Source organism: Micromonospora sp. NPDC050200, assembly GCF_040656135.1.
GTDB lineage: Bacteria > Actinomycetota > Actinomycetes > Mycobacteriales > Micromonosporaceae > Micromonospora.
Genome location: NZ_JBFALG010000003.1, coordinates 32,290 through 51,540 on the forward strand (window position 1 = coordinate 32,290; position 19,251 = coordinate 51,540).

Consider the following 19,251-nt stretch of genomic DNA (forward strand, 5'->3'; position numbering starts at 1 on the left):
CTCAGCACGGATGGCCGCGGTTCTCGCCGGAGCGGGTGCGGGGCGCGCCGGGCACTTGATGACGTGGGTCTGTCAGCAGTGCGGTTCACCATCCGGGTCATCAACGACCAGGCCGAAGCCGAGCGGACCGGCTTCACCGGCTCACCCAGCTTGTTCATCGAAGGCCGGGATCCGTTCGTCGAGCCCGGCCAACGCCCTGCGTTGGCCTGCCGGTTGTACCGCGATGACACCGCAATCTCCGGGGTTCCCCCGCTGGCCCTGCTGCGCCGAGCACTCAAGCAGGCCGCCGACCAGCGAGCCAGTTATCGGCGAAGGTCACAGCCTGAGGCCCCAGCCAGGACAGGATTCCTGGCTGGGGCCTCATTCGTTGCTACCGCCGGCAGCCGGCCGGGGCGCCGCAGCGCGGGTCACCGCCGGCCGTGGTGGAATGCGGCGCGAAGCGTGCCGTGCAGCCTCAGCGTCAAGGGCGCTTTGCGTCGCTCTTCTGGCCCGCGTGCGACGTTCAGCGCCTAGGACCGACTTGTCTGACCGGTGATGTAAGACTCGGAGCTCACCTGGATCTGCAGATCGACCTGGAACCGCCGTTCCCAAGCGGCGACGGCGCGTCCCGCAGGGGTCACTGCGGCTGTCGGATTCACACCGATCGCCACAATCACCTGCGTCGGGCCGAACGTGCCCGACTGGGTTACGCGACGGGCCTCCACGCTGCCGACAGAGTTGTCGACACCCTTCCCCTGCCAGACCACGATGCCGTCACCGTCGTCGTCGACGCGGACAGTGTGCAGACGGCCGAAGGTCGACAGGAGGACCGGCTGCCCGACCGTCTGCGCGCGACTGATGGGTAGGGCGTAGAGGTGTCCGGTGGAGAACAGATCCCACGTCAGCAGCACATCGCCGTCGAGGTCGCTTGCAACCGAGTGGTTCACCACGTCCGTATGCGATGCGGGGGTGAGCTGACGGACATTGCCGACGGTCCCGTCGCGAGACACCCAGCGACCCCAGACCTGCGTGCTCTGGTCCTGGTCGGACCAATGGCGCCAGGTCACGAGTGCGTCGCCGTCCCGGTCCACTGCCACGGCGGCAGTGAAGTGGCGGTCGATCGGCGAGAGGGGTGCCGACACGGTCTTGAGCTCACTGATCGTCCCGGCGGCGCTGAGGGTTCGGGCCTGCACGACGTTGTCGTTGGCCCAGGCGAGGACAGCGTCGCCTTCGCGGTCGTACGCCACCGCCGGGGTTTCCGCGGACGCCGGAGTCGACGCGAGCACCACCGGCGACGACAGTGACCCGCTCATGCTGTACCGGCGCATCATCGGGAAGACACCGCCGTCCTCGTGCCACTCGGCCCAGGTCACCACAGCGTCGCCATCGGAGTCTATGGCCACGTTGGTGCCGTGGACCTTCACTCCGGCCGCCGACAGGACCATGAGCGGTCCCAGCGCGCCGGCCTTGGAAACTCTCCGCGCGTAGACGTGGTAGTCGACGCCGTTGTACGCATGCCACACCACGATCGCGTCGCCGTCGTCATCGAGCGCGACCTTCGGTGAGCGCGGGGCCTGGCCGGACGGTGACAGGTTGGTCGTGGTGCCCCAGGTGCCTTTGTAGCTGCGGGACCTGATCTGGACGTACCGCGGGTACGGGTAAGTGTGGGATTCACGCACCCAGACGAAGAGCGCGTCCCCCTGCCGGTCGAAGGCCTGTTGCTGATCGTAGGAGTCGTACCCCGTTTGTGATACGGAAAGAGGTTGGCTGAACGCGGCCGAGGCAGGGGTCGGTAGCGAGACGACGCTGGCCAGTGAGAGCACGGTCGCGATGGCTGCGACAAGTGGTCGCAGCCCTGGGCGGGTCATCGTTGAGGCCTCCGAACGTTCCCGAGGTTGCGCGGTGACTTTCGGTAACTTGATTGGCCGGGCCGGCAACGAATCTCGCGGTCAATTCGCCGCCACCGCCGGCGCGACCCGTCGGAGCATAGTAGATGTTGGCGAGAAGCGAGGGCCCCTAGGTTGCTCGCCCAAAATTTTCCATTACCGAGCTGGACACCAGGCGCCTCGAGGTGCGCCGACAACCACCAATTCATGCCGGTCGCCACAGTCGCTGACAGCTCAATATGGATGACATTTGGCGAACCGCCGCGACGCTTCTCCGGGTCGCAGAACGGACCCGGTGAGATCAGGTGGGAAAGCCACTGGCTTCCCCGGAACGGTGCCTGGCAGCATGTCCGGATGAGTGCACCCGTAGTCACCCTGCGCGCGATGCGTCAAGACGAGTACGAGAACTACACGGCGCGACGGGACATGGAGTACGTCCAGTCACTCGCCGCCACGATGCCGGTCGAGGCCGCGATGGAGAAGGCGCGGCAGGATCGCGCCCAGTTTCTGCCTCGTGGACTGACGACGGAACGCCACCGCCTGCTGGTGGCCGAGGACACCACGGGCCGGGTCGTCGGCTACGCGTGGGTCGGGCTGGAGGAGCCCCGAACCAGGACGACCGACACGGCGTGGCTCTACGACATCAGCGTGGAAGAGCCCTACCGGCGATCCGGCTATGGGAAAGCGGTCCTCGCGGCCGTGGAGGCGGTGGCACGGGAAGCGGGTGCGACCCGGCTTGGACTCAACGTGTTCGGCCACAACGAGCCCGCGATCTCGCTGTACCGGACATGTGGTTACGAGGTCACGACGCAACAGATGGCGAAACGCCTGTGATGGATCACGCGGGCAATGTCCGCGATGGACCCGCCACGAAGGGCGCATGCTGGCCGGCGCGCCATCGGTCCGCGGCTACGGTCACTGGATGGGGAATCTCAACAGGGTGTCGATGGACCTCGTCAGCTATGAGCGGCGGGTGCGCGCTGGGCAGTGCTTTGTCTGCGCGTTTCTGACCGGCGAACCAGGTTACGAGCACGTGTTGTTGTACGACGACGGCCCGCACGTGGCATTCCTCAGCCGCTATCCCACCCTGCCCGGCTATGCGCTTGTAGCTCCGCGCCGGCATGTCGAGGACGTGGTCGGCGACCTGACGCCAGTCGAGTACCTGGCCATGCAGGCCACGGTGCACAAGGTCGCGCGAGCCGTCGCGGAGGTGACCCGGCCCGAACGCACCTATCTGCTCTCGCTGGGCAGCATTCAGGGCAACGCACACGTGCACTGGCACGTCGCACCGCTGCCACCCGGCGTGCCCTACGACCAGCAGCAGTATCATGCGCTCATGGCCGAAAATGGCATTCTGCGGTACACGCCGCAGGAACTCGAGGAACTCGGCGCACGTATTCGAGCCGCCCTGGCTCAGCTCGAGTGAATCTTCGAGGAAAAGCTACCGCCGTTCCGGGTATGCCTCAGCGAGGTGGAACGCGCCGGTCACCGCGGCCAGCAGGCCGGCGATCGTCTGGGCCGCAAGTAGCAGGCCGAACCCGCCGCCGCCGGACGCGTCGAACGGGCTGCCCGGGGCCAGCAGGACGACAAGTTGATAGGCGCCGGAGCAGCACATCGACCCGGCACCGACCCAGACCGCCGTAACAGGCGCCCAGGCAGGCAACTCCCGCGGCCGGCGGGACACCAGGACGACCAATCCGAGCAGGCCAGCCAGCGCAAGGGCGGCCGATGAGGCGTCCACAACCTGTTGGGTGAGGCTCCGACCGGCATCTGAGGCAGCGGGCAGGCCTGCCTCACCGCCACCGGCCCAGTACAGGCGTACCGCCACGACGAGCGCGGTGAGCCCACCGACGGCGACGGTCGACATGACCTGTACGCCGTGCGTGGCGCCCTGCGGATGGGAGCCGACAGGGCCGCGCACGATGCCGCCCCACCGCGCTCGAAGATGCAGCCCGAACGCGACGGCCAGGCCGGCGCCCTGCAGGATGAATCCGCCGTAGACGACGGCGTACACCCATCCCTGCAGGCCGGCAATCGGTGCGTCGCCGCTCTCCGTGCCGCCGGCTGCGGCGCCCCCGGCCAGGGACTCGGCCAGGAAGCCGAGCGGCGCGGCAATCATCACCGGCGCGAGCAGCCCGCTGGCGACCCACATCGGGAACAGCACCAACCACGCCGGGACCCGGCGCCCCCAGCGGTGGACGAGTGTCAACGCCAGTGCGGCCCCGGTGACCTCCATCCCTGCGGTGATCAGGTTGGCGACGACAAAGGGCGTCGTTTGCATCAGGCCGGGATCGTTGACGCCGACGTCGCTTCCGAGGAGCCAGGCAGTCTTGATGGCGAGATACGGCAGCATCGCCGCAACCGTGGTGTAACCGACCACGAGTGGGAGTCGATCGGAACTGATCTTCATACGGTTCAGCCTGGTCCGGTCCGCCACCGACCGGCTCCCCGCCGAGAGTGGAGGTGCTCCCCCGCACAGGGGGTCTCGGGGTCGCTGCGGCTGGAAACGAGGGGCGGCGATTTCCGACAGTCCCCGCGACTGGTCCGGGCTAATTGGATCGCCGGTCCCGCCGCACCGGTCGTACGCTGCGCGGATGCTGCTACGTACGTCGACCCTGCTGTTGCGGACCCTACGCGAGGACCCGGCGGACGCGGAGGTGCCGAGCCACCGGCTCCTGCTGCGCGCCGGCTACGTCCGACGCGCCGCGCCGGGGGGCTACACCTGGCTGCCGCTGGGCAAGCTCGTGCTGGACCGGGTCACCGAGGTGGTCCGGTCGGAGATGGCCGCCATCGGCGACCAGGAGGTGCACTTCCCGGCGCTGCTGCCGGCGGAGCCCTACCGGACCAGCGGCCGGTGGACGGAGTACGGCGACGACATCTTCACCCTCGCCGACCGTAAGGGCGCCGAGCACCTGCTCGCCCCCACCCACGAGGAGATGGCCGCCCTGCTGGTGAAGGACCTCTTCACCTCGTACCGGGACTTCCCGGTGACGCTGTTCCAGATCCAGACGAAGTTCCGGGACGAGGCCCGGCCCCGGGCCGGCCTGCTGCGCGGGCGCGAGTTCCTGATGAAGGACGCCTACTCGTTCGACCTGGACGAATCCGGCCTCCAGGAGTCGTACGACCGGCACCGGGCGGCGTACCGGCGGGTCTTCGACCGGCTGGGGCTGGACTACACGGTGGTGCGGGCCATGTCCGGGGCGATGGGCGGCTCGGCGTCGGAGGAGTTCCTGGCCGCGACGCCGGTCGGCGAGGACACCTTCGTCGGCTGCACGGCCTGCGACCACGCGGCGAACACCGAGGCGGTGACCACCCGCGCCCCGGCCGCCGGCGATCCCGACGCGCACCGGGCGAGCGAGGTGCACGACACCCCGGAGACGCCCACCATCGCCTCGCTGGTCGACCTGGCGAACACCCGTCGCCTCGCCGAACGGGACGACTGGACCGCCGCCGACACGCTGAAGAACGTCGTGCTGGCCGTACGCCGGCCGGGCGCAAAGGCGGCCGAGCTGCTGGTCATCGGGCTGCCCGGCGACCGGGAGGTGGACCTGAAGCGGGTCGGGGCGGCCCTGCACCCGGCCACCGTGACCGTCTTCGACGGCTGGGCGGAACACCCCGAGCTGGTCCGCGGCTACCTCGGACCGCAGGTCATGGCGAAGCTCGGCATCCGCTACCTGGTCGACCCCCGGGTGGTCCCCGGCACCGCCTGGCTGACCGGCGCGAACGAGCCGGGCCGGCACGCCACCGACGTGGTCTGCGGCCGGGACTTCACCCCGGACGGCACCATCGAGGCGGCCGAGGTGCGCCCCGGCGACCCCTGCCCGGCCTGCGGCACGGGTGAGCTGACCATGCGCCGGGGCATCGAGATCGGGCACATCTTCCAGCTCGGGCGCCGGTTCACCGACGCGTTCGCCCTCGACGTGCTGGGCGCGGCCGGCAAGCCGGTCCGGCCCACCATGGGCTGCTACGGCATCGGGGTGTCCCGGGCGGTGGCCGCGATCGCCGAACAACACCACGACGAGCGGGGACTGGTCTGGCCGGCGGCGATCGCGCCGTGCGACGTACACCTGATCGCCGCCGGCAAGGGGCCGCAGCTCGACGCGGCGCTCGACCTCGGCGGGCGGCTGGCCGCCGCCGGCCTGCGGGTGCTGGTCGACGACCGGGTGAACGTCTCCGCCGGGGTGAAGTTCACCGACGCGGAGCTGATCGGCATCCCGCGCTCCGTCGTGGTCGGCCGCCGTCTCGCCGACGGGTACGTCGAGCTGCGCGACCGGGCCACCGGCGAGCGGGTGGAACTGCCGGTGGACGGGCTGGTGGAGCGACTCGCCGACGAGGTGGGTCGCGCACTCGGCAACCGGGTGTAGCGAACGCGCCACGGGGTACCGCTGCGGGATCAGCCAAGGTGTTTTCGGAGGCTCTCATGTACCGGGTCAGTGACGTGATGACGAGGCGGGTGGTCTACCTGCCGGCGGAGACCACCCTGGACGAGGCGGCCAGGGTGATGAGGGAGGCGGACATCGGCGATGTGGTGGTCACCGACGGCGCCACCCTCGCCGGCGTGCTGACCGACCGGGACATCGTGGTGCGGGCGGTGGCCGACCGCAGCGAGCCGTCGACCACCACCATCGGGGCGATCATCACCCGCGAGGTGGTGATGATCGAGCAGCACTCCACCGCCTCGGAGGCGGCCGCGCTGATGCGCGAGCGCAACATCCGGCGGGTGCTGGTCTGCGACAACGAGCGCAAGCTGGTGGGCATCGTCTCCCTGGGCGACCTGGCCATGCAGCTCGACCCGACCTCGGCGCTGGCCGACATCAGCGAGGCGTCGCCGAACGCCTGACCCGATCGACCCGGTGCCCCTCGCCCACCCAGGTGGCGGCACCGGGTCGACAGGACGTTCGCCCGCGGAGGGCGCCGGGCCGGCGGCGGTAGCCTGGCGGGATGCCCGAGATGCCGACGAAGCTGGCCGAGATCGTCGAGGAGTTCGCCGCCGCGCCCCGCGACGTGGTGCTGGAGATGCTGCTCGAATACGCCGACGTCATCCCGCCCCTGCCGCCAGGGGTGGACCGGGAGGGCATGGAGCAGGTGCCCGAGTGCCAGACCTCTTTCTTCCTCCGCGCCGAGGTCAACCCGGACCGCACGGTGCAGACCGTCTTCGACTGCCCACCGGAGGCGCCGACCACCCGAGCCTTCGCCGGCATCCTCGCCGAAGGGCTGGACGGGGCGAGCGCCGAGCAGGTGCTGGCCGTGCCGGACGACCTCTACCAGCGGATGGGGCTGGCCCAGGCGATCAGCCCGCTGCGGGTGCGCGGCGGCACCGCCATCCTGGCCCGACTCAAGCGCCAGGTCCGGGAACAAGCCGGCTGAGCTGGGTGTTCTCCCCCGTTATGGAGATCGAGATCTACGCCGACGTGGTCTGCCCCTGGTGCTGGATCGGCAAGCGCCGGCTGGAGCAGGCGTTGGCGTCGTACGGCGGTGACGTGACCGTCCGCTACCGTCCCTTCCAGCTCGACCCCACCCCGGTGACCGAGCCGAAGCCCCTGGTCGAGGCGATGGCCGCGAAGTTCGGCGGCCGGGAGCGGGCTCAGGCGATGTTCGCCCAGGTGACGCAGGTCGCCGCCGGGGTGGGGCTGGACCTGCGCTTCGACCGCGCGGTGCAGGCAAACACCTTCGAGGCGCACCGCCTGATCCGGTTCGCCACCGAGCGGGGCCTGGCCGGGGAGACGGTCGAGGCCCTCTACGCGGCGCACTTCACCGACGGGGTCGACCTCGGCTCGCGGGACGCGCTGGTCGAGCTGGCCACCAGGGTCGGCCTCGACGAGACCGAGGTACGCGAGCACCTCGACTCCCCACTCGGTCGCCGCGAGGTCGCCGACGACCTGACCGCCGCCCAGCAGCTCGGGGTGAGCAGTGTGCCCACCTTCGTGCTGGCCGGCAGGTACGCGGTCACCGGCGCGCAGGAGCCGGAGACGCTGCTGGCCGCGCTGTCCGAGGTGGAGCGCCGCGAGTCGGGAGCCTGACCGGCCATCGACGGTTGTGATGTTTCACGTGCAACCACATCGACGGACGTGACGACCTACGCCGGCCTGGCCAGCCCTTCGACCACCCGGGCGCCGGGCAGCACGCCGAGCGCCGGGCCCGGGATCGTGATCTTGCTGTGCCGTACGCCGGATCCGATGATCACGTGCGCGGCCGCGACCACCCGGAAGTCGACCAGGATCGGCCAACTCTCCGGCAGGCCGATCGGGGTGATCCCGCCGTACTCCATGCCGGTCAACTCGACCGCGTCGGCCATCGGGGCGAAGCTCGCCTTGCGGACGTCGAGCGCCCGCCGGGCCACCCCGTTGACGTCCGCACGGGTGGTGGCCAGCACGACGCAGGCGGCGTAGCGGATCTCCCCCTCCCTCTTGCCGGCGACCACCACGCAGTTCGCCGACACGTCCAGCCCCACCTCGTACGCCTCGCAGAAGGCGGCGGTGTCGGCGAGCGTCGCGTCGATCGGCGCGACCAGCACGTCGTCGGCGTCCACCGGGGCCCCGACGGGCCACTGCTCCAGCGCGGCGGCAACCGGCGGCGCCAGCAGGTCGAGTCGGGTGCGGGCGGTTTCGGTCTTCAGCGTCCCCATCACGGTTGCGATCCTCGCACCCGCCGCCCTGATCCGCCCGTCGGCACCCGCCAGCCGACATCCGCCAGCCAGCGGACCCGCCACGCCCGGAGCCGTCCGTCTGATCGGGCGCGGCGGGCCCCGGACCCGCCCGCCTCATCGAGTGCGGGGGCCGGGCCCGCCCGGACGGGACCGATTCCGGCAGGCGGCTCAACTGCCGCCGAGGAAGGCGTTCTCCCGCAGGAAGGCGCGGTCGTCGGCGGAGGCCGACTGGGCGATCCGCTGCACCTGCGGGCGGCGGGCCTCCAGGTCCTCCATGCCGTGCCGGACGGCGAGCCGGATCACGCCGTAGAGGAAGACGAAACCGAAGACGTAGAGGATGACGGTGGCGATGAACGTGAACATGGCGTCACGGTAGGACGAACGTGAATGGGGAGAGGTTTCATCTCCGGCCGGTTCCCCCGTACGTGTCAGCGAGGTAGTCCGCCCAGGTCCGCCGGCCCGTCGGGGTGGCGGTGGTGGTCAGCCCGCCCTCGCGCAACGCCCTGCCGAGGCGGCCGGGGATCCGCACCGGCAGCAACGGACGGTGCGACCGACGGGCCGCCCGCCAGGCGCGTACCGCCTCGTCGAAGCGGAGCACCTGCGGGCCGCCGTACTCCTCGATGCCGCGCAGCGGGCCGGCGGTGAGCCGTTCGCTGAGCCGGCCGGCGACCTCGTGCTCGTCGACCGGCTGGGCGAGCACCGCCGGGTCGCCGATCACCGGGCCGAGCCGGCTCGCCGTACGCAGCAGCGCGTCGAGGAACGGCGGGAACTGGGTGGCCCGCAGCACGGTCCAGGGCACCGGACCGCCACTCACCACCTGCTCGGCCGCCAGTTTGTGCCGGTAGTAGGCGAAGGGCACCCGGTCGACGCCGACGATCGAGACGTACACCAGGTGGGCGACGCCGGCCTCACCGGCGGCCACGGCCAGCCGCCGGGTCCCCAGCACATCCACCTGGTACGTACGCCGGCGGTTCGGCAACGACGCCAGGTGCAGCACCGCGTCCACGCCGGCCACCGCCTCGGCCAGCCCCGCCCCGGTACCCACGTCGGCGACCACCCACTCCGCCGCCGGGTCGTGCCGGGGCCGCCGGCTCATCGCCCGCACGGCGAACCCGTCCGCCCGCAGCCGGGGCAACACCGCCCGCCCGAGCATGCCACCCGCACCGGTGACCAGCACCCTCATCTCGACTCCCTCCGGTCGACGGCTCGACGGGACGGCCGGGCGGATCGTGACGTCAGGTGAGCAGATACCGGCGCGGAAAGTTCATCGCCTCCCCATCCTCCCGGCCCCACCCACCGGCCAGGGCCGATTCGCGGCATCGCCGGACCGCCGCCCGACGAGCGCGGACCGCACCCCGGGGGACCACCGTCCCCAGCGCGGACCGGTCACCCGGGCCGCGCGATCGGCGGCAGGTCAGCGGGGTACGGCGGCGGGCACCACCCGCCCGGCGAGCAGCAACCCGAGCAGACCGCAGCCCGCCGCGACCGCCAGCATCCCCGCGTAGGCGGCCCAACCCGGTGCCGCGCCGGCCGCCAGCACGGTGCCGGTGAGCGCCAGCACCGTGGCGGCGAAGAGCGAGTCGCCCAGTTGCAGCGACGAGGTGTTGCGCCCCTGCTCGCCGGGGGCGGACAGCTCCAGGGTGAGCACCGACAGCGACGGGAAGAGCAGGCCCATCCCGGTGCCGGCGACCGCCCAGCCCACCACCCCGACCGCCACCGGCACGGCCGGCGCGACCGCCAGCGCGACCGTGGCCGTCCCCACCGTGATGCAGGCCAGCCCGGCCCGGGGCAACGTCGCCGAGGAGCGGGGCGCCGGCAGCCGCCCCTGCAACCAGGAGCCGGCCGACCAGGAGACCGCGCCGACGGTGAGCACCAGGCCCGCGGCGGTGGGCGTGAAACCACGCTCGCGGGAGAGCATCAGCGGGATCACCACCTCGGCGCCGGTGAACGCCGCCGAGGCCAGGCCGCGCAGGCCGATCACCGTCGGCAGCCCGCGCGCCGCGCGCAGGAACCCCGCCGGCAGCAGCCGGGGCGCGCAGCAGGCCAGACCGGCCAGCGCCAGCACCACCAGCGGTACGGCGAGCGGGCCGCGCTGCTGCCCCCCGTGGTGCAGCAGTGCGGCGCTCACCCCCGCCCCGGCTGCCCAACCGATCCTCGCCAACGCTCCGGCGGGCGGGCGGGCGGCGGCCGGCGCGGGCAGGGTGCGCAGACCGGAATGGACCAGCAGCGCCGCCGGCACCGCCACCGCCGGCACGATGAGGAAGACCCAGCGCCACCCCAGGTGCTCCACGATCAGCCCGGCCACCGCCGGCCCGACCAGCGACGGTACGACCCACGCGGCGGCGAACGCGGCGAACACCCGCCGCCGCAGCTCCTCCGGGTACGCCTGCCCGACCACCACGTACAGCGCGACCGAGAGCAGCCCGGAGCCGAAGCCCTGCACCGCCCGGCCGACGACGAGCTGCCCCATCGCGGTGGCGGTGCCGGCCAGCAGCAGCCCGACCACGAAGAGCCCGACCCCGCTCCACATCGGCACCCGGGGGCCCCGGGCATCGCACCAGATGCCGGAGAGGACCATCGCGAGCACCCCGGCGGCGAACGTGCCGCCGAAGGCGAGCGCGTACAGGGCGAGGCCGTCCAGGGCCCGGGCGACCGTGGGCATCGCGGTGCCGACCGCCAACGCCTCGAACGCGAGCAGGGACACCAGGGCAACGCTGCCCACCGTCATCGCCCGCAGGCGCGGGTCGTACAGGCGGGCGGCCGGAGTGACCGGCGTCGTGACGGTGGCCGTCACCGGCCCGCCCCGTCCCGGGGCGATGTGATCGACATGGACTCAGCCTGCGACCTCAACCCGGGTTGAGGTCAACCGTGAGCCCGGTCTCGTCAGGCCGACTGCAGCGCCTCACCGAGCCCCTTGGCCAGGCCGGACAGGTGCTGGTCGGCCAGCAGGTGACCGGCGGTGATCACCAGGGCCAGCGGCCACTCGATGACCTGGAGGGCGGCCAGCACCCCCAGCCCCGCGTAGTAGGCGACCTTGTCCGGCGGCGGGACCGCCACCTCGCCGAGCATCGGGACCTGCACCCGGCGGCCGTACGCGCGGACCATCTCCTGACCACCGCTGAGGTGTCGCGTGATCGTGCTCATCCCGACCTCCCCGTATTCCGGCTCCTCCGACGTCCACCCGGATTCCACCGTCACCGGCCTCCATGCGCCCGCACCGGCGGAAACTTCCCGCTTCCCGAGGGCATAACGGGCGGCTCGCCGGGAAGCCAGGCCGCCGACGAGCGCGGGAGGCGAGATGGCGTACGGCAGCGGCGGGCACGGTGGGGAGCGGGGCCGGCGGCTCGGCCGTACCGCTCGATGACGACGCTGGGCCGGCTCGCCGGCCGCGTGCTCCCGCCGGTCCCGGTGCCACCGCTGGTCGCCGGCGCGTCCCGTACCGTCGGCTCGGCCGCGGCGCGGCTGGCCCGCGCGGCCGGCCTGACCCGGCGGCGGGTCTGGTCCCGCGACGGACGGCACCACATCGAGGTGCACGGCGTCTGCCAGGACGGCGGTGACCGGCTGGCCCGGCAGGTCGAGAGGGCGCTGGAGCGGATGCCCGGGGTGGCCTGGGCCCGGGTCAACGCGCCGTCGGGCCGGGTGGTGGTGGCCGTCGAGGAGCCGAAGCCCCGGCTGCCCGACCTGATCGCCACGGTGGCCCGTACCGAACGGGTCTGCCCGTACGAGCCGGACCCGGACATCGCGCCCCCGCACCCGCCGGAGGAGGGGCCGCGGACGCCCTGGACGCTCGGCGCGCTCGCCTCCGACGCGCTCGGCCTGACCATCTCGGCGGCCACCCGGATCCTGCCGTACACCCCGGTCCCCGCCGAGGTGGCCGGCCTGCTGGGTGCGATCGACCTGCACCCGAAACTGCACGCGCTGGCCGACCGGGGGCTGCGCGCCGACCCGCGCGCCGAGGTGCTCTTCCCGCTGGCCGAGGCGGTGGTCCAGGGACTCACCGGCGGTTGGACCGGCATAGTGCTGGACAGCGTGCAGCGGATCGTGCAGTGGGGCGAGGCGCGGGCGCAGCTCTCCACCTGGAACGAGGCCGAACCACGGCTGACCGGCGACCCGGAGCGGGCCGCCGCCCGCTCGCCCACCACCGAGCGGCCCCGGCCCAGGCCCGACGGCCCCGTCGAGCGGTACATCACCAAGGCGCTGGCCGCCGGGGTGGCGACCGGCGCCGCCGCCCTGCCCGTGGTCGGTCACAAGCGCGCCGCCGCGCTCGCCCTGGCCTCGCTGCCGAAGGCCCCGGGCAGCGGCCGCGAGGGGTACGCCGCCCAGCTCGGCCGGATGCTCGCCCGGCGCGGCGTGATCGCGATGGACCGCAGCGTGCTGCGGGAACTCGACCGGATCGACACGGTGGTGCTGGACTCGACCGTGCTCGGCTCGTCGCGGGGCGTGCTCGCCGACCTGGCCCCGCTGGCCGGCGCGGCGACCGGCGAGGTGGCCGGCCAGGCGTTCGCACTCTTCGACCCGGCCGATCCGGACGCCTCGCGGGAGGCGGACGGGTGGCGGCTCGGGCCGCTCGACGGACTCGACGTCGCCGACCCCGGCGACACGCCGGACAGCCGCCGCCTGCGCGACGGCGGCGGCCTGCTCCTCGGCCTCGCCCACCACGACACCCTCGCCGCCGTGCTCCGGGTCGAGCCGGAGCCGGCGCCCGGCGTCGACGCGCTGCCCACCGCCGCCCGGCAGGCCGGTCTGCGGCTGGTCGTGGCCGGCGACGACCCGGAGCGGTACGGCTTCGCCGACACCCTCCTGCCCGGCGGGGACCGCCTCGCCGAGTCGGTACGCACCCTGCAACGCGAGGGCGCGGTGGTGATGCTGGTCTCCGGGGACCGGGCGGCGCTCGCCGCGTCCGACTGCGGCCTCGGCATCGCCGACCCGGAGGCGCTGCCGCCCTGGGGTGCCCACCTGCTGGTCGGCACCGACCTGCGGATCCCGGCGCTGATGATCGAGGCGGTCGGAGTGGCCCGCCGGATGACCCGGCAGAGCATCCGGCTCGCCATGGCCGGCACCGGCCTCGGCGCGCTGGGCGCCTTCACCGCCGCCCCCCGACAGCTCCCCGGCCGCACCTTGTCGGCCGTGAACGGGGCCGCGGCCGTGGCCTTCGCCCACGGGGTGTGGCGGGCGCACCGGCTGCCCCACCCGGACGGAACGCCCGCAGCGACCACCACCGCCTGGCACCTGATGCCGGTGGACACCGTGCTGCGGCAGCTCGACAGCAGCCCGGGCGGGCTCGGCGAGGCCGAGGCGCGCCGCCGACACGTCGACGGCACGGGCCCGGCACCCGGGGCGGGCGGTGGCCTGCTGCGCGCCTTCGTCGACGAGCTGTCCAACCCGCTCACCCCGGTGCTGGCCGCCGGCGCGGTGCTCTCCGCCGCGTTCGGGTCGCTGGTGGACGCCGCCCTGGTCGGCGGCGTGGTGGGCGGTTCCGCGCTGATCGGGGCGGTCCACCAGCACAACACCGAACGGTCCCTGGCCGAGCTGCTGTCCCGCGCGGAGGTCACCGCCCGGGTCCTGCGGGACGGGGCCGCGCGGGTGCTCGCCGCCGAGGAACTGGTGCCCGGCGACGTGGTCACGCTCGGGCCGGGCGACGCGGTGCCGGCCGACTGCCGGGTGCTCACCGCTGACGGGCTGGAGGCGGACGAGTCGTCGCTGACCGGGGAGTCGCTGCCGGTGGGCAAGACCGCCGAGCCGTTGGTGGCCGCCGCCGTGGCGGACCGCCACTCGATGCTCTACGAGGGCACCACCGTCGCCGCGGGGCACGGCACCGCCGTGGTGGTGGCGACCGGCGCCGACACCGAGTCCGGCCGCAGCCTCGCACTGGCCCGGCAGGCCCCGCCGGTCAGCGGGGTGGAGGCCCGGCTCGGCAAGCTGACCAGCGCCGCGGTCCCGCTGGCGGCGGGTTCGGCGATCGCGGTGGCCGGGGCGGGGCTGCTGCGGGGCGTACCGCTGGTGGAGACGGCGGCGACCGCCGCGAACCTGGCCGTGGCGTCCGTGCCGGAGGGGCTGCCGTTCCTGGTCAGCGCCGCGCAGCTGGCCGCGGCCCGGCGGCTGGCCGAACACGGGGCGCTGGTGCGCAACCCGCGCACCATCGAGGCGCTGGGCCGGGTCGACGTGCTCTGCTTCGACAAGACCGGCACCCTCACCGAGGGGAGCCTGCAGCTGGCCGGGGTCGGCGACGACGGCCGGTACGCCCCGGTGGACCGGCTCGACGAGGGGCTGCGGCTGACCCTCGCCGCCGCGCTGCGCGCCACCCCCGCCGCCGAGAACCCGGGCGAGCTGCCGCAGCACACCGACCGGGCGGTCCGGTACGGCGCCCGGGACGCCGGGGTGGTCGAGCGGACCGGCGCGGACGGCTGGCAGGCGGTCGGCGGTCTGCCCTTCGAGCCGTCCCGCGGCTACCACGCCACCGTCGGGCGGGCCGGTGGCCGGCTGCTGCTCAGCGTGAAGGGTGCGCCGGAGACGGTGCTGCCCCGGTGCAGCGCCCGGCGTACCGGTGGACGCGACGAGCCGCTGGACGACGAGGGGCGGGCCCGGCTGCACGCCATGCTCGCCGACCGGGCCAGGGCGGGACACCGCATCCTCGCCGTCGCCGAGTGCCAGGTCGGCGCCGCGACCGTCACCGACGACGAGGTGCGGGGGCTGGTCTTCGTCGGCTTCCTCGCCCTCGCCGACGGGGTACGCGAGAGCGCCGCCCCGGCCGTACGCCGGATCCGGCAGGCCGGCGTGCACACCATCATGATCACCGGCGACCACCCGGCCACCGCCGAGGCGATCGCCTCGATCATCAGCGCCGACCATGACGCGCAGCGGGTGGTGACCGCCGCCGAGCTCGACCAGCTCGACGACGACGCGCTCGGCGAGCGGCTGGCCCGCACCGACGTGGTCGCCCGCTGCACCCCGACGCACAAGGTGCGGATCATCCAGGCGTTACAGAAGTGCGGGCGTACCGTGGCGATGACCGGCGACGGGGCCAACGACGCGCCGGCGATCCGGCTGGCCGACGTGGGCATCGCCCTCGGCCAGCGGGGCACCCCGGCCGCGCGGGCCGCCGCCGATCTGGTGGTCACCGACGACCGACTGGAGACCATCATCGCCACCCTGGTCGAGGGGCGGGCGATGTGGTCGTCGGTACGCCACGCGCTGAGCATCCTGGTCGGCGGCAACCTCGGGGAGATCGCGTTCAGCGTGCTGACCGCCGCGGCGACCGGCCGGTCCGCGCTCACCGGGCGGCAGCTGCTCCTGGTCAACCTGCTCACCGACCTGGCGCCGGCGCTGGCCATCGCGGTCCGGCCGCCCGGCCACGACCACGCCGACGGGCTGCTGCGGGAGGGGCCGGACACCTCGCTCGGCGAGACGATGACCCGGGAGATCAGCCTGCGCGCCGCGGCCACCACCCTCGGCGCGACCGCCGGTTGGACGCTGGCCCGGTACACCGGCGCCCAGCCCAGGCGGGCCGGCACCGTGGCGCTGGTGTCGCTGGTCGGCACCCAGCTCGGGCAGACGGTGCTGGCCGGCGGCACCAGCCCGATGGTGCTCGCCTCCACCGCGGTCTCCCTCGGTGTGCTCGGCGCGGTGGTGCAGACGCCCGGGGTGAGCCAGTTCTTCGGCTGCACCCCGCTCGGGCCGGTCGGGTGGGGCATCGCGGCCGGCTCCGCGCTCGGCGCCACCTTCGCCAACGGCGCCCTGACCCGCCTGGTCGAGCGGTTCCCCCCGGTCGGCGACAGCTCTGTCGGCGACGGGGGGCCTGCCGGGGACGCCTCGACCGGGGAGGGCTCGCCCGGCGCCGGGCCGACGGGCGACGGGGACGGGTCCGTGGCGGAGGAGACGTCCGGTCGCTAGGACGACGGGGCGCATGGCCGCGCCCCTCCCGGGTACGGCCCGGGGTTGACGTGGGACGCGTTGGATACGGAACCGCCGGACGTGACGTTCATCGGCAACCGCGCCCTCGCTTTCCGGGGGTTGATGACTGAATCGGTACCCCCGGTCCGCCGGGCCGCGCATCCGGCCCTCAGCCGGCCGCGTCCCAGGTGGCGGCGGCGCGGCGCAGCCGGTCGTTGATCGCGCGACCCACCCCGGCGTCGGGCGCCGACTCGGCCAGAATCTCGGTCACCCCGGCCGCGTCGAGACGGTGCAGGGCGTCGAAGAGCCGGGCGGCGGCCTCCGTCACGTCCCCGGCGGGCGAGAGCACCTCGACCGCCGCGTACCCGTCGGCCGGCCGCTCCCGGAAGGCCAGGAAACCGCGCCGGCCGCCGTCGCCGGGCGCCGGCTGCGCCCCCGCCACCAACCGCAACGGAGTACGCGGCGCGTAGTGCGCGGCCAGCGTCCCCGGCGCCACCGGCTGCCCGGAACTGCCCGCCCGTACGCTCACCGGCCCGACCGCCTCGACCAGCTCCTCCAGGGCGAGCGCGCCGAGCCGCAGCACCACCGGCCGCGCGCCGCGCGCGTCGACGATCGTCGACTCGATCCCGCACCGGGTCGGCCCGCCGTCGAGCACCACGTCCACCGCCGCGCCGAGCCCCTTGACCACGTGCTCGGCCCGGGTCGGGCTGAGCTGCCCGAACCGGTTCGCGCTCGGGGCCGCCACCGGCACCCCGGCGGCCCGGATCAGCGCCCGGGCGGACGGCTCGTCCGGCACCCGGACGGCCATGGTGTCCAGCCCCGAGGTGACGATCGGCGGGATCTCGGCGGGCCGGTCCACGATCAGGGTGAGCGGCCCCGGCCAGAACCGGTCGGCCAGCGCGGCCACCGCCGGGGGCACCGGCCCGACCAGCTTCTCCAGGTCGGCGGCGTCGGCCAGGTGGGTGATCAGCGGGTCAAAGCTGGGCCGGGCCTTGGCCTCGAAGATCCGGGCGGCGGCCCGGGCGTCCAGGGCGTTCGCGCCGAGGCCGTAGACGGTCTCGGTCGGGAAGGCCACCAGCCCTCCGTCGCGCAGGACGGCGGCGGCCTCGGCGATACCGCTGTCGGCGGGCAGGACGCGTGGGGATCCGGTGCTCACGCCCCGACGCTAGCCTGCCGGCGTACCGGTCTTCTGGCCGGCCGCGCGGAACGCCGCCCAGTCCGCAGGGCCGGACGACTGCCCACCGGGCTGGGCTGGGCTGGGCGGCTCACCCGGGCGGGCCGGCCTCAGCGCGGCACGCCCCACCCCGGAACTCCACCCCCGGCACGCCGTCGAAGATCCGGCTGATCTCCGCGACGGACCCGAGCGCCCCGGTCAGGTCGGCGCGCAGCTCCGCGACCGTCGAGGCTTGGCTGTACGAATGGCTGTACTCGCGACCGAGATCAACCGATGGAAGTGCTGGTGGAGCCCAGGGGACTTGAACCCCTAAGCCGCGAGACGGCGAGAGATCCGCCGAAAGTAGACGGATCGGCCCTCTGACCTGGGCCGCGATTCTCGGCGTCTCTTCACGTTTCGCATGTCTTTTGGCCCTCAGTTGTGCCGGATCTGTGCGCGTTGATCTTGACTCCAGTCGGAGCAAAGGGTGTCGACTCATCCTCTGGCCTGGGAAGACCCATGGCATCGATGGCGGCTGTTACTCACTGTTGGTCCACCTTCGACGGTCTGTCGACGGCCTGGGGTCCGGTCTTCGTCGAATGCCTAATGACCGTCTGATGTGGATAGGGCTGTTGCCCCTGGTAGCAGCGCAGGCGTTGACCGCTGCTGGCGGCAGACCGAGGGCCCACTACTGGACGGCTCGCGCGGTGCTGCCGCAGTCCAGCCCCAATTGTGAAACCCGGCGGATTGTCCCGTTTTCGATGCTTAGGCGAAGCTAGCGTGATTTGGTAGCTAGCGCGCCAAGATGCGCTATCTATGCCAGTTTGGGCAGGACGCGACTCGCGAGACGCCTCCTGCGAGTAGTACCCACGGAGGGTGTTCTGTGACAGTCAAACCCGTTCATCGCCTTAGGCGGGCAGTCCCGCCGGCGCTCGCGGCTTCCGCGGCTGCCGCCGTGGCCGCCGCCTTACTGGTCTTCAACTCGACCGCGGCCAACGCGCAGGAGGCGCCGGTGGGCCTCGGGACGGCCGGCAACTTCTCCGTACTGGCCGGGGCCGAGCCCACCAACACCGGCCCAAGCTTCTTGGGCCAGAGCCTCGGGAGGTACCCAGGGAACACTGCGGCGGGCTTCGAGACGGCAACCATCGGCGGTGAGATCCACCTCGGCGACGCGGTCGCCCTACAGGCCCAGAGCGACCTGACCACGGCCTTCAATGACGCCGCCGGCCGGACCCCGTTCACCAACCTCCCCGCAGAACTCGGCGGCAACACCCTCAACCCCGGGGTCTACCGGATCGGGGCAGCGCAGCTGACCGGGCCGCTGACGCTCAACGCCCAGGGCAACCCCCAGGCCGTGTTCATCTTCCAGATTGACTCCGCGCTGACGACGGCGTCGAACAGCAGCGTCGTCCTCATCAACGGCGCTTCGCCCTGCAACGTGTTCTGGAAGATCGGCAGCTCAGCGACGATCGGCACGGGTACCACCTTCGTGGGCACCATCATGGCTCAGGCGTCGATCACGATGGCCACGGGCGCGACTCTCCAGGGCCGCGCGCTGGCTCGAACCGCCGCCGTCACCCTCGACACCAACGTCATCACCGCACCTGTGTGCGCTGGCCCGTCTGGTCCGCCTGGGCCGTCTGGCCCGCCCGGTAGTCCCGGTGCCCCAGGTAGTCCCGGTGCGCCCGGCAGTCCCG

The 19,251-nt window shown here is 73.2% G+C and carries 16 protein-coding genes; 8 read left to right on the forward strand and 8 right to left on the reverse strand.

Annotation, left to right across the window (positions count from 1 at the left end):
• Positions 1-509: 509 nt before the first annotated feature.
• Positions 510-1,802 carry a hypothetical protein gene (locus tag AB0I41_RS03195; RefSeq protein WP_357101276.1) on the reverse strand — a complete coding sequence of 431 codons (1,293 nt, stop codon included), beginning with the start codon at positions 1,800-1,802 and terminating at the stop codon, positions 510-512.
• 417 nt (positions 1,803-2,219) lie between these two features.
• On the opposite strand from AB0I41_RS03195, the gene AB0I41_RS03200 reads away from it, so the two are divergent.
• Both AB0I41_RS03200 and AB0I41_RS03205 read left to right on the forward strand, forming a co-directional pair.
• Positions 2,220-2,699, forward strand: coding sequence for a GNAT family N-acetyltransferase (locus tag AB0I41_RS03200; protein ID WP_357101278.1), 480 nt, complete (start codon positions 2,220-2,222; stop codon positions 2,697-2,699).
• Between the two features lie 46 nt (positions 2,700-2,745).
• Complete coding sequence (locus tag AB0I41_RS03205) at positions 2,746-3,291, forward strand: HIT family protein (RefSeq protein WP_357101280.1); 546 nt, start codon at positions 2,746-2,748, stop codon at positions 3,289-3,291.
• 15 nt (positions 3,292-3,306) lie between these two features.
• On the opposite strand, the gene AB0I41_RS03210 is transcribed toward AB0I41_RS03205, so the two are convergent.
• Positions 3,307-4,302, reverse strand: coding sequence for a hypothetical protein (locus AB0I41_RS03210; protein WP_357101282.1), 996 nt, complete (start codon positions 4,300-4,302; stop codon positions 3,307-3,309).
• A gap of 157 nt (positions 4,303-4,459) precedes the next feature.
• On the opposite strand from AB0I41_RS03210, the gene AB0I41_RS03215 reads away from it, so the two are divergent.
• The 4 genes from AB0I41_RS03215 to AB0I41_RS03230 all read left to right on the forward strand — a co-directional run bounded on the left by AB0I41_RS03215 (position 4,460) and on the right by AB0I41_RS03230 (position 7,885).
• Entirely contained in the window at positions 4,460-6,229 is a 1,770-nt protein-coding gene (locus tag AB0I41_RS03215) for a proline--tRNA ligase (RefSeq protein WP_357101284.1), read from the forward strand.
• Between the two features lie 56 nt (positions 6,230-6,285).
• Positions 6,286-6,705 carry a CBS domain-containing protein gene (locus AB0I41_RS03220; protein ID WP_357101286.1) on the forward strand — a complete coding sequence of 140 codons (420 nt, stop codon included), beginning with the start codon at positions 6,286-6,288 and terminating at the stop codon, positions 6,703-6,705.
• A gap of 101 nt (positions 6,706-6,806) precedes the next feature.
• The gene (locus AB0I41_RS03225; RefSeq protein WP_357101288.1) at positions 6,807-7,232 is read left to right on the forward strand and encodes a SufE family protein; all 426 of its coding nucleotides are present in this window, start codon (positions 6,807-6,809) and stop codon (positions 7,230-7,232) included.
• A 20-nt stretch (positions 7,233-7,252) separates the two neighbouring features.
• Positions 7,253-7,885: a DsbA family oxidoreductase gene (locus AB0I41_RS03230; protein WP_357101623.1), complete on the forward strand. Its 633-nt coding sequence runs from the start codon at positions 7,253-7,255 to the stop codon at positions 7,883-7,885.
• 56 nt (positions 7,886-7,941) lie between these two features.
• Here AB0I41_RS03230 and AB0I41_RS03235 read toward each other — a convergent pair whose 3' ends face one another.
• The 5 genes from AB0I41_RS03235 to AB0I41_RS03255 all read right to left on the reverse strand — a co-directional run bounded on the left by AB0I41_RS03235 (position 7,942) and on the right by AB0I41_RS03255 (position 11,655).
• Entirely contained in the window at positions 7,942-8,490 is a 549-nt protein-coding gene (locus AB0I41_RS03235; protein ID WP_357101625.1) for a YbaK/EbsC family protein, read from the reverse strand.
• A gap of 189 nt (positions 8,491-8,679) precedes the next feature.
• Positions 8,680-8,874: a hypothetical protein gene (locus tag AB0I41_RS03240; RefSeq protein WP_357101290.1), complete on the reverse strand. Its 195-nt coding sequence runs from the start codon at positions 8,872-8,874 to the stop codon at positions 8,680-8,682.
• Positions 8,875-8,911: 37 nt separating this feature from the next.
• Positions 8,912-9,694, reverse strand: coding sequence for an NAD(P)H-binding protein (locus AB0I41_RS03245; protein ID WP_357101292.1), 783 nt, complete (start codon positions 9,692-9,694; stop codon positions 8,912-8,914).
• Between the two features lie 231 nt (positions 9,695-9,925).
• Positions 9,926-11,305 carry an MFS transporter gene (locus AB0I41_RS03250; RefSeq protein WP_357101294.1) on the reverse strand — a complete coding sequence of 460 codons (1,380 nt, stop codon included), beginning with the start codon at positions 11,303-11,305 and terminating at the stop codon, positions 9,926-9,928.
• Positions 11,306-11,394: 89 nt separating this feature from the next.
• Positions 11,395-11,655: a hypothetical protein gene (locus tag AB0I41_RS03255; RefSeq protein ID WP_357101296.1), complete on the reverse strand. Its 261-nt coding sequence runs from the start codon at positions 11,653-11,655 to the stop codon at positions 11,395-11,397.
• Between the two features lie 216 nt (positions 11,656-11,871).
• On the opposite strand from AB0I41_RS03255, the gene AB0I41_RS03260 reads away from it, so the two are divergent.
• Entirely contained in the window at positions 11,872-16,401 is a 4,530-nt protein-coding gene (locus tag AB0I41_RS03260; RefSeq protein ID WP_357101298.1) for an HAD-IC family P-type ATPase, read from the forward strand.
• A gap of 169 nt (positions 16,402-16,570) precedes the next feature.
• Here AB0I41_RS03260 and AB0I41_RS03265 read toward each other — a convergent pair whose 3' ends face one another.
• Positions 16,571-17,533: an L-threonylcarbamoyladenylate synthase gene (locus AB0I41_RS03265; protein ID WP_357101627.1), complete on the reverse strand. Its 963-nt coding sequence runs from the start codon at positions 17,531-17,533 to the stop codon at positions 16,571-16,573.
• Positions 17,534-18,509: 976 nt separating this feature from the next.
• Between AB0I41_RS03265 and AB0I41_RS03270 the strand changes: the two genes are divergently transcribed.
• A partial coding sequence (locus AB0I41_RS03270; protein ID WP_357101300.1) for an ice-binding family protein occupies positions 18,510-19,251 on the forward strand: 742 nt, incomplete at its 3' end.

Excerpts from the sequence above, each read along its gene's own strand:
- AB0I41_RS03200 (WP_357101278.1), top strand. The coding sequence starts at position 2,220 with ATGAGTGCACCCGTAGTCACCCTGCGCGCGATGCGTCAAGACGAGTAC.
- AB0I41_RS03205 (WP_357101280.1), top strand. The coding sequence starts at position 2,746 with ATGCTGGCCGGCGCGCCATCGGTCCGCGGCTACGGTCACTGGATGGGG.
- AB0I41_RS03215 (WP_357101284.1), top strand. The coding sequence starts at position 4,460 with ATGCTGCTACGTACGTCGACCCTGCTGTTGCGGACCCTACGCGAGGAC.
- AB0I41_RS03220 (WP_357101286.1), top strand. The coding sequence starts at position 6,286 with ATGTACCGGGTCAGTGACGTGATGACGAGGCGGGTGGTCTACCTGCCG.
- AB0I41_RS03225 (WP_357101288.1), top strand. The coding sequence starts at position 6,807 with ATGCCCGAGATGCCGACGAAGCTGGCCGAGATCGTCGAGGAGTTCGCC.
- AB0I41_RS03230 (WP_357101623.1), top strand. The coding sequence starts at position 7,253 with ATGGAGATCGAGATCTACGCCGACGTGGTCTGCCCCTGGTGCTGGATC.
- AB0I41_RS03235 (WP_357101625.1), bottom strand. The coding sequence starts at position 8,490 with ATGGGGACGCTGAAGACCGAAACCGCCCGCACCCGACTCGACCTGCTG.
- AB0I41_RS03240 (WP_357101290.1), bottom strand. The coding sequence starts at position 8,874 with ATGTTCACGTTCATCGCCACCGTCATCCTCTACGTCTTCGGTTTCGTC.
- AB0I41_RS03245 (WP_357101292.1), bottom strand. The coding sequence starts at position 9,694 with ATGAGGGTGCTGGTCACCGGTGCGGGTGGCATGCTCGGGCGGGCGGTG.
- AB0I41_RS03255 (WP_357101296.1), bottom strand. The coding sequence starts at position 11,655 with ATGAGCACGATCACGCGACACCTCAGCGGTGGTCAGGAGATGGTCCGC.
- AB0I41_RS03260 (WP_357101298.1), top strand. The coding sequence starts at position 11,872 with ATGACGACGCTGGGCCGGCTCGCCGGCCGCGTGCTCCCGCCGGTCCCG.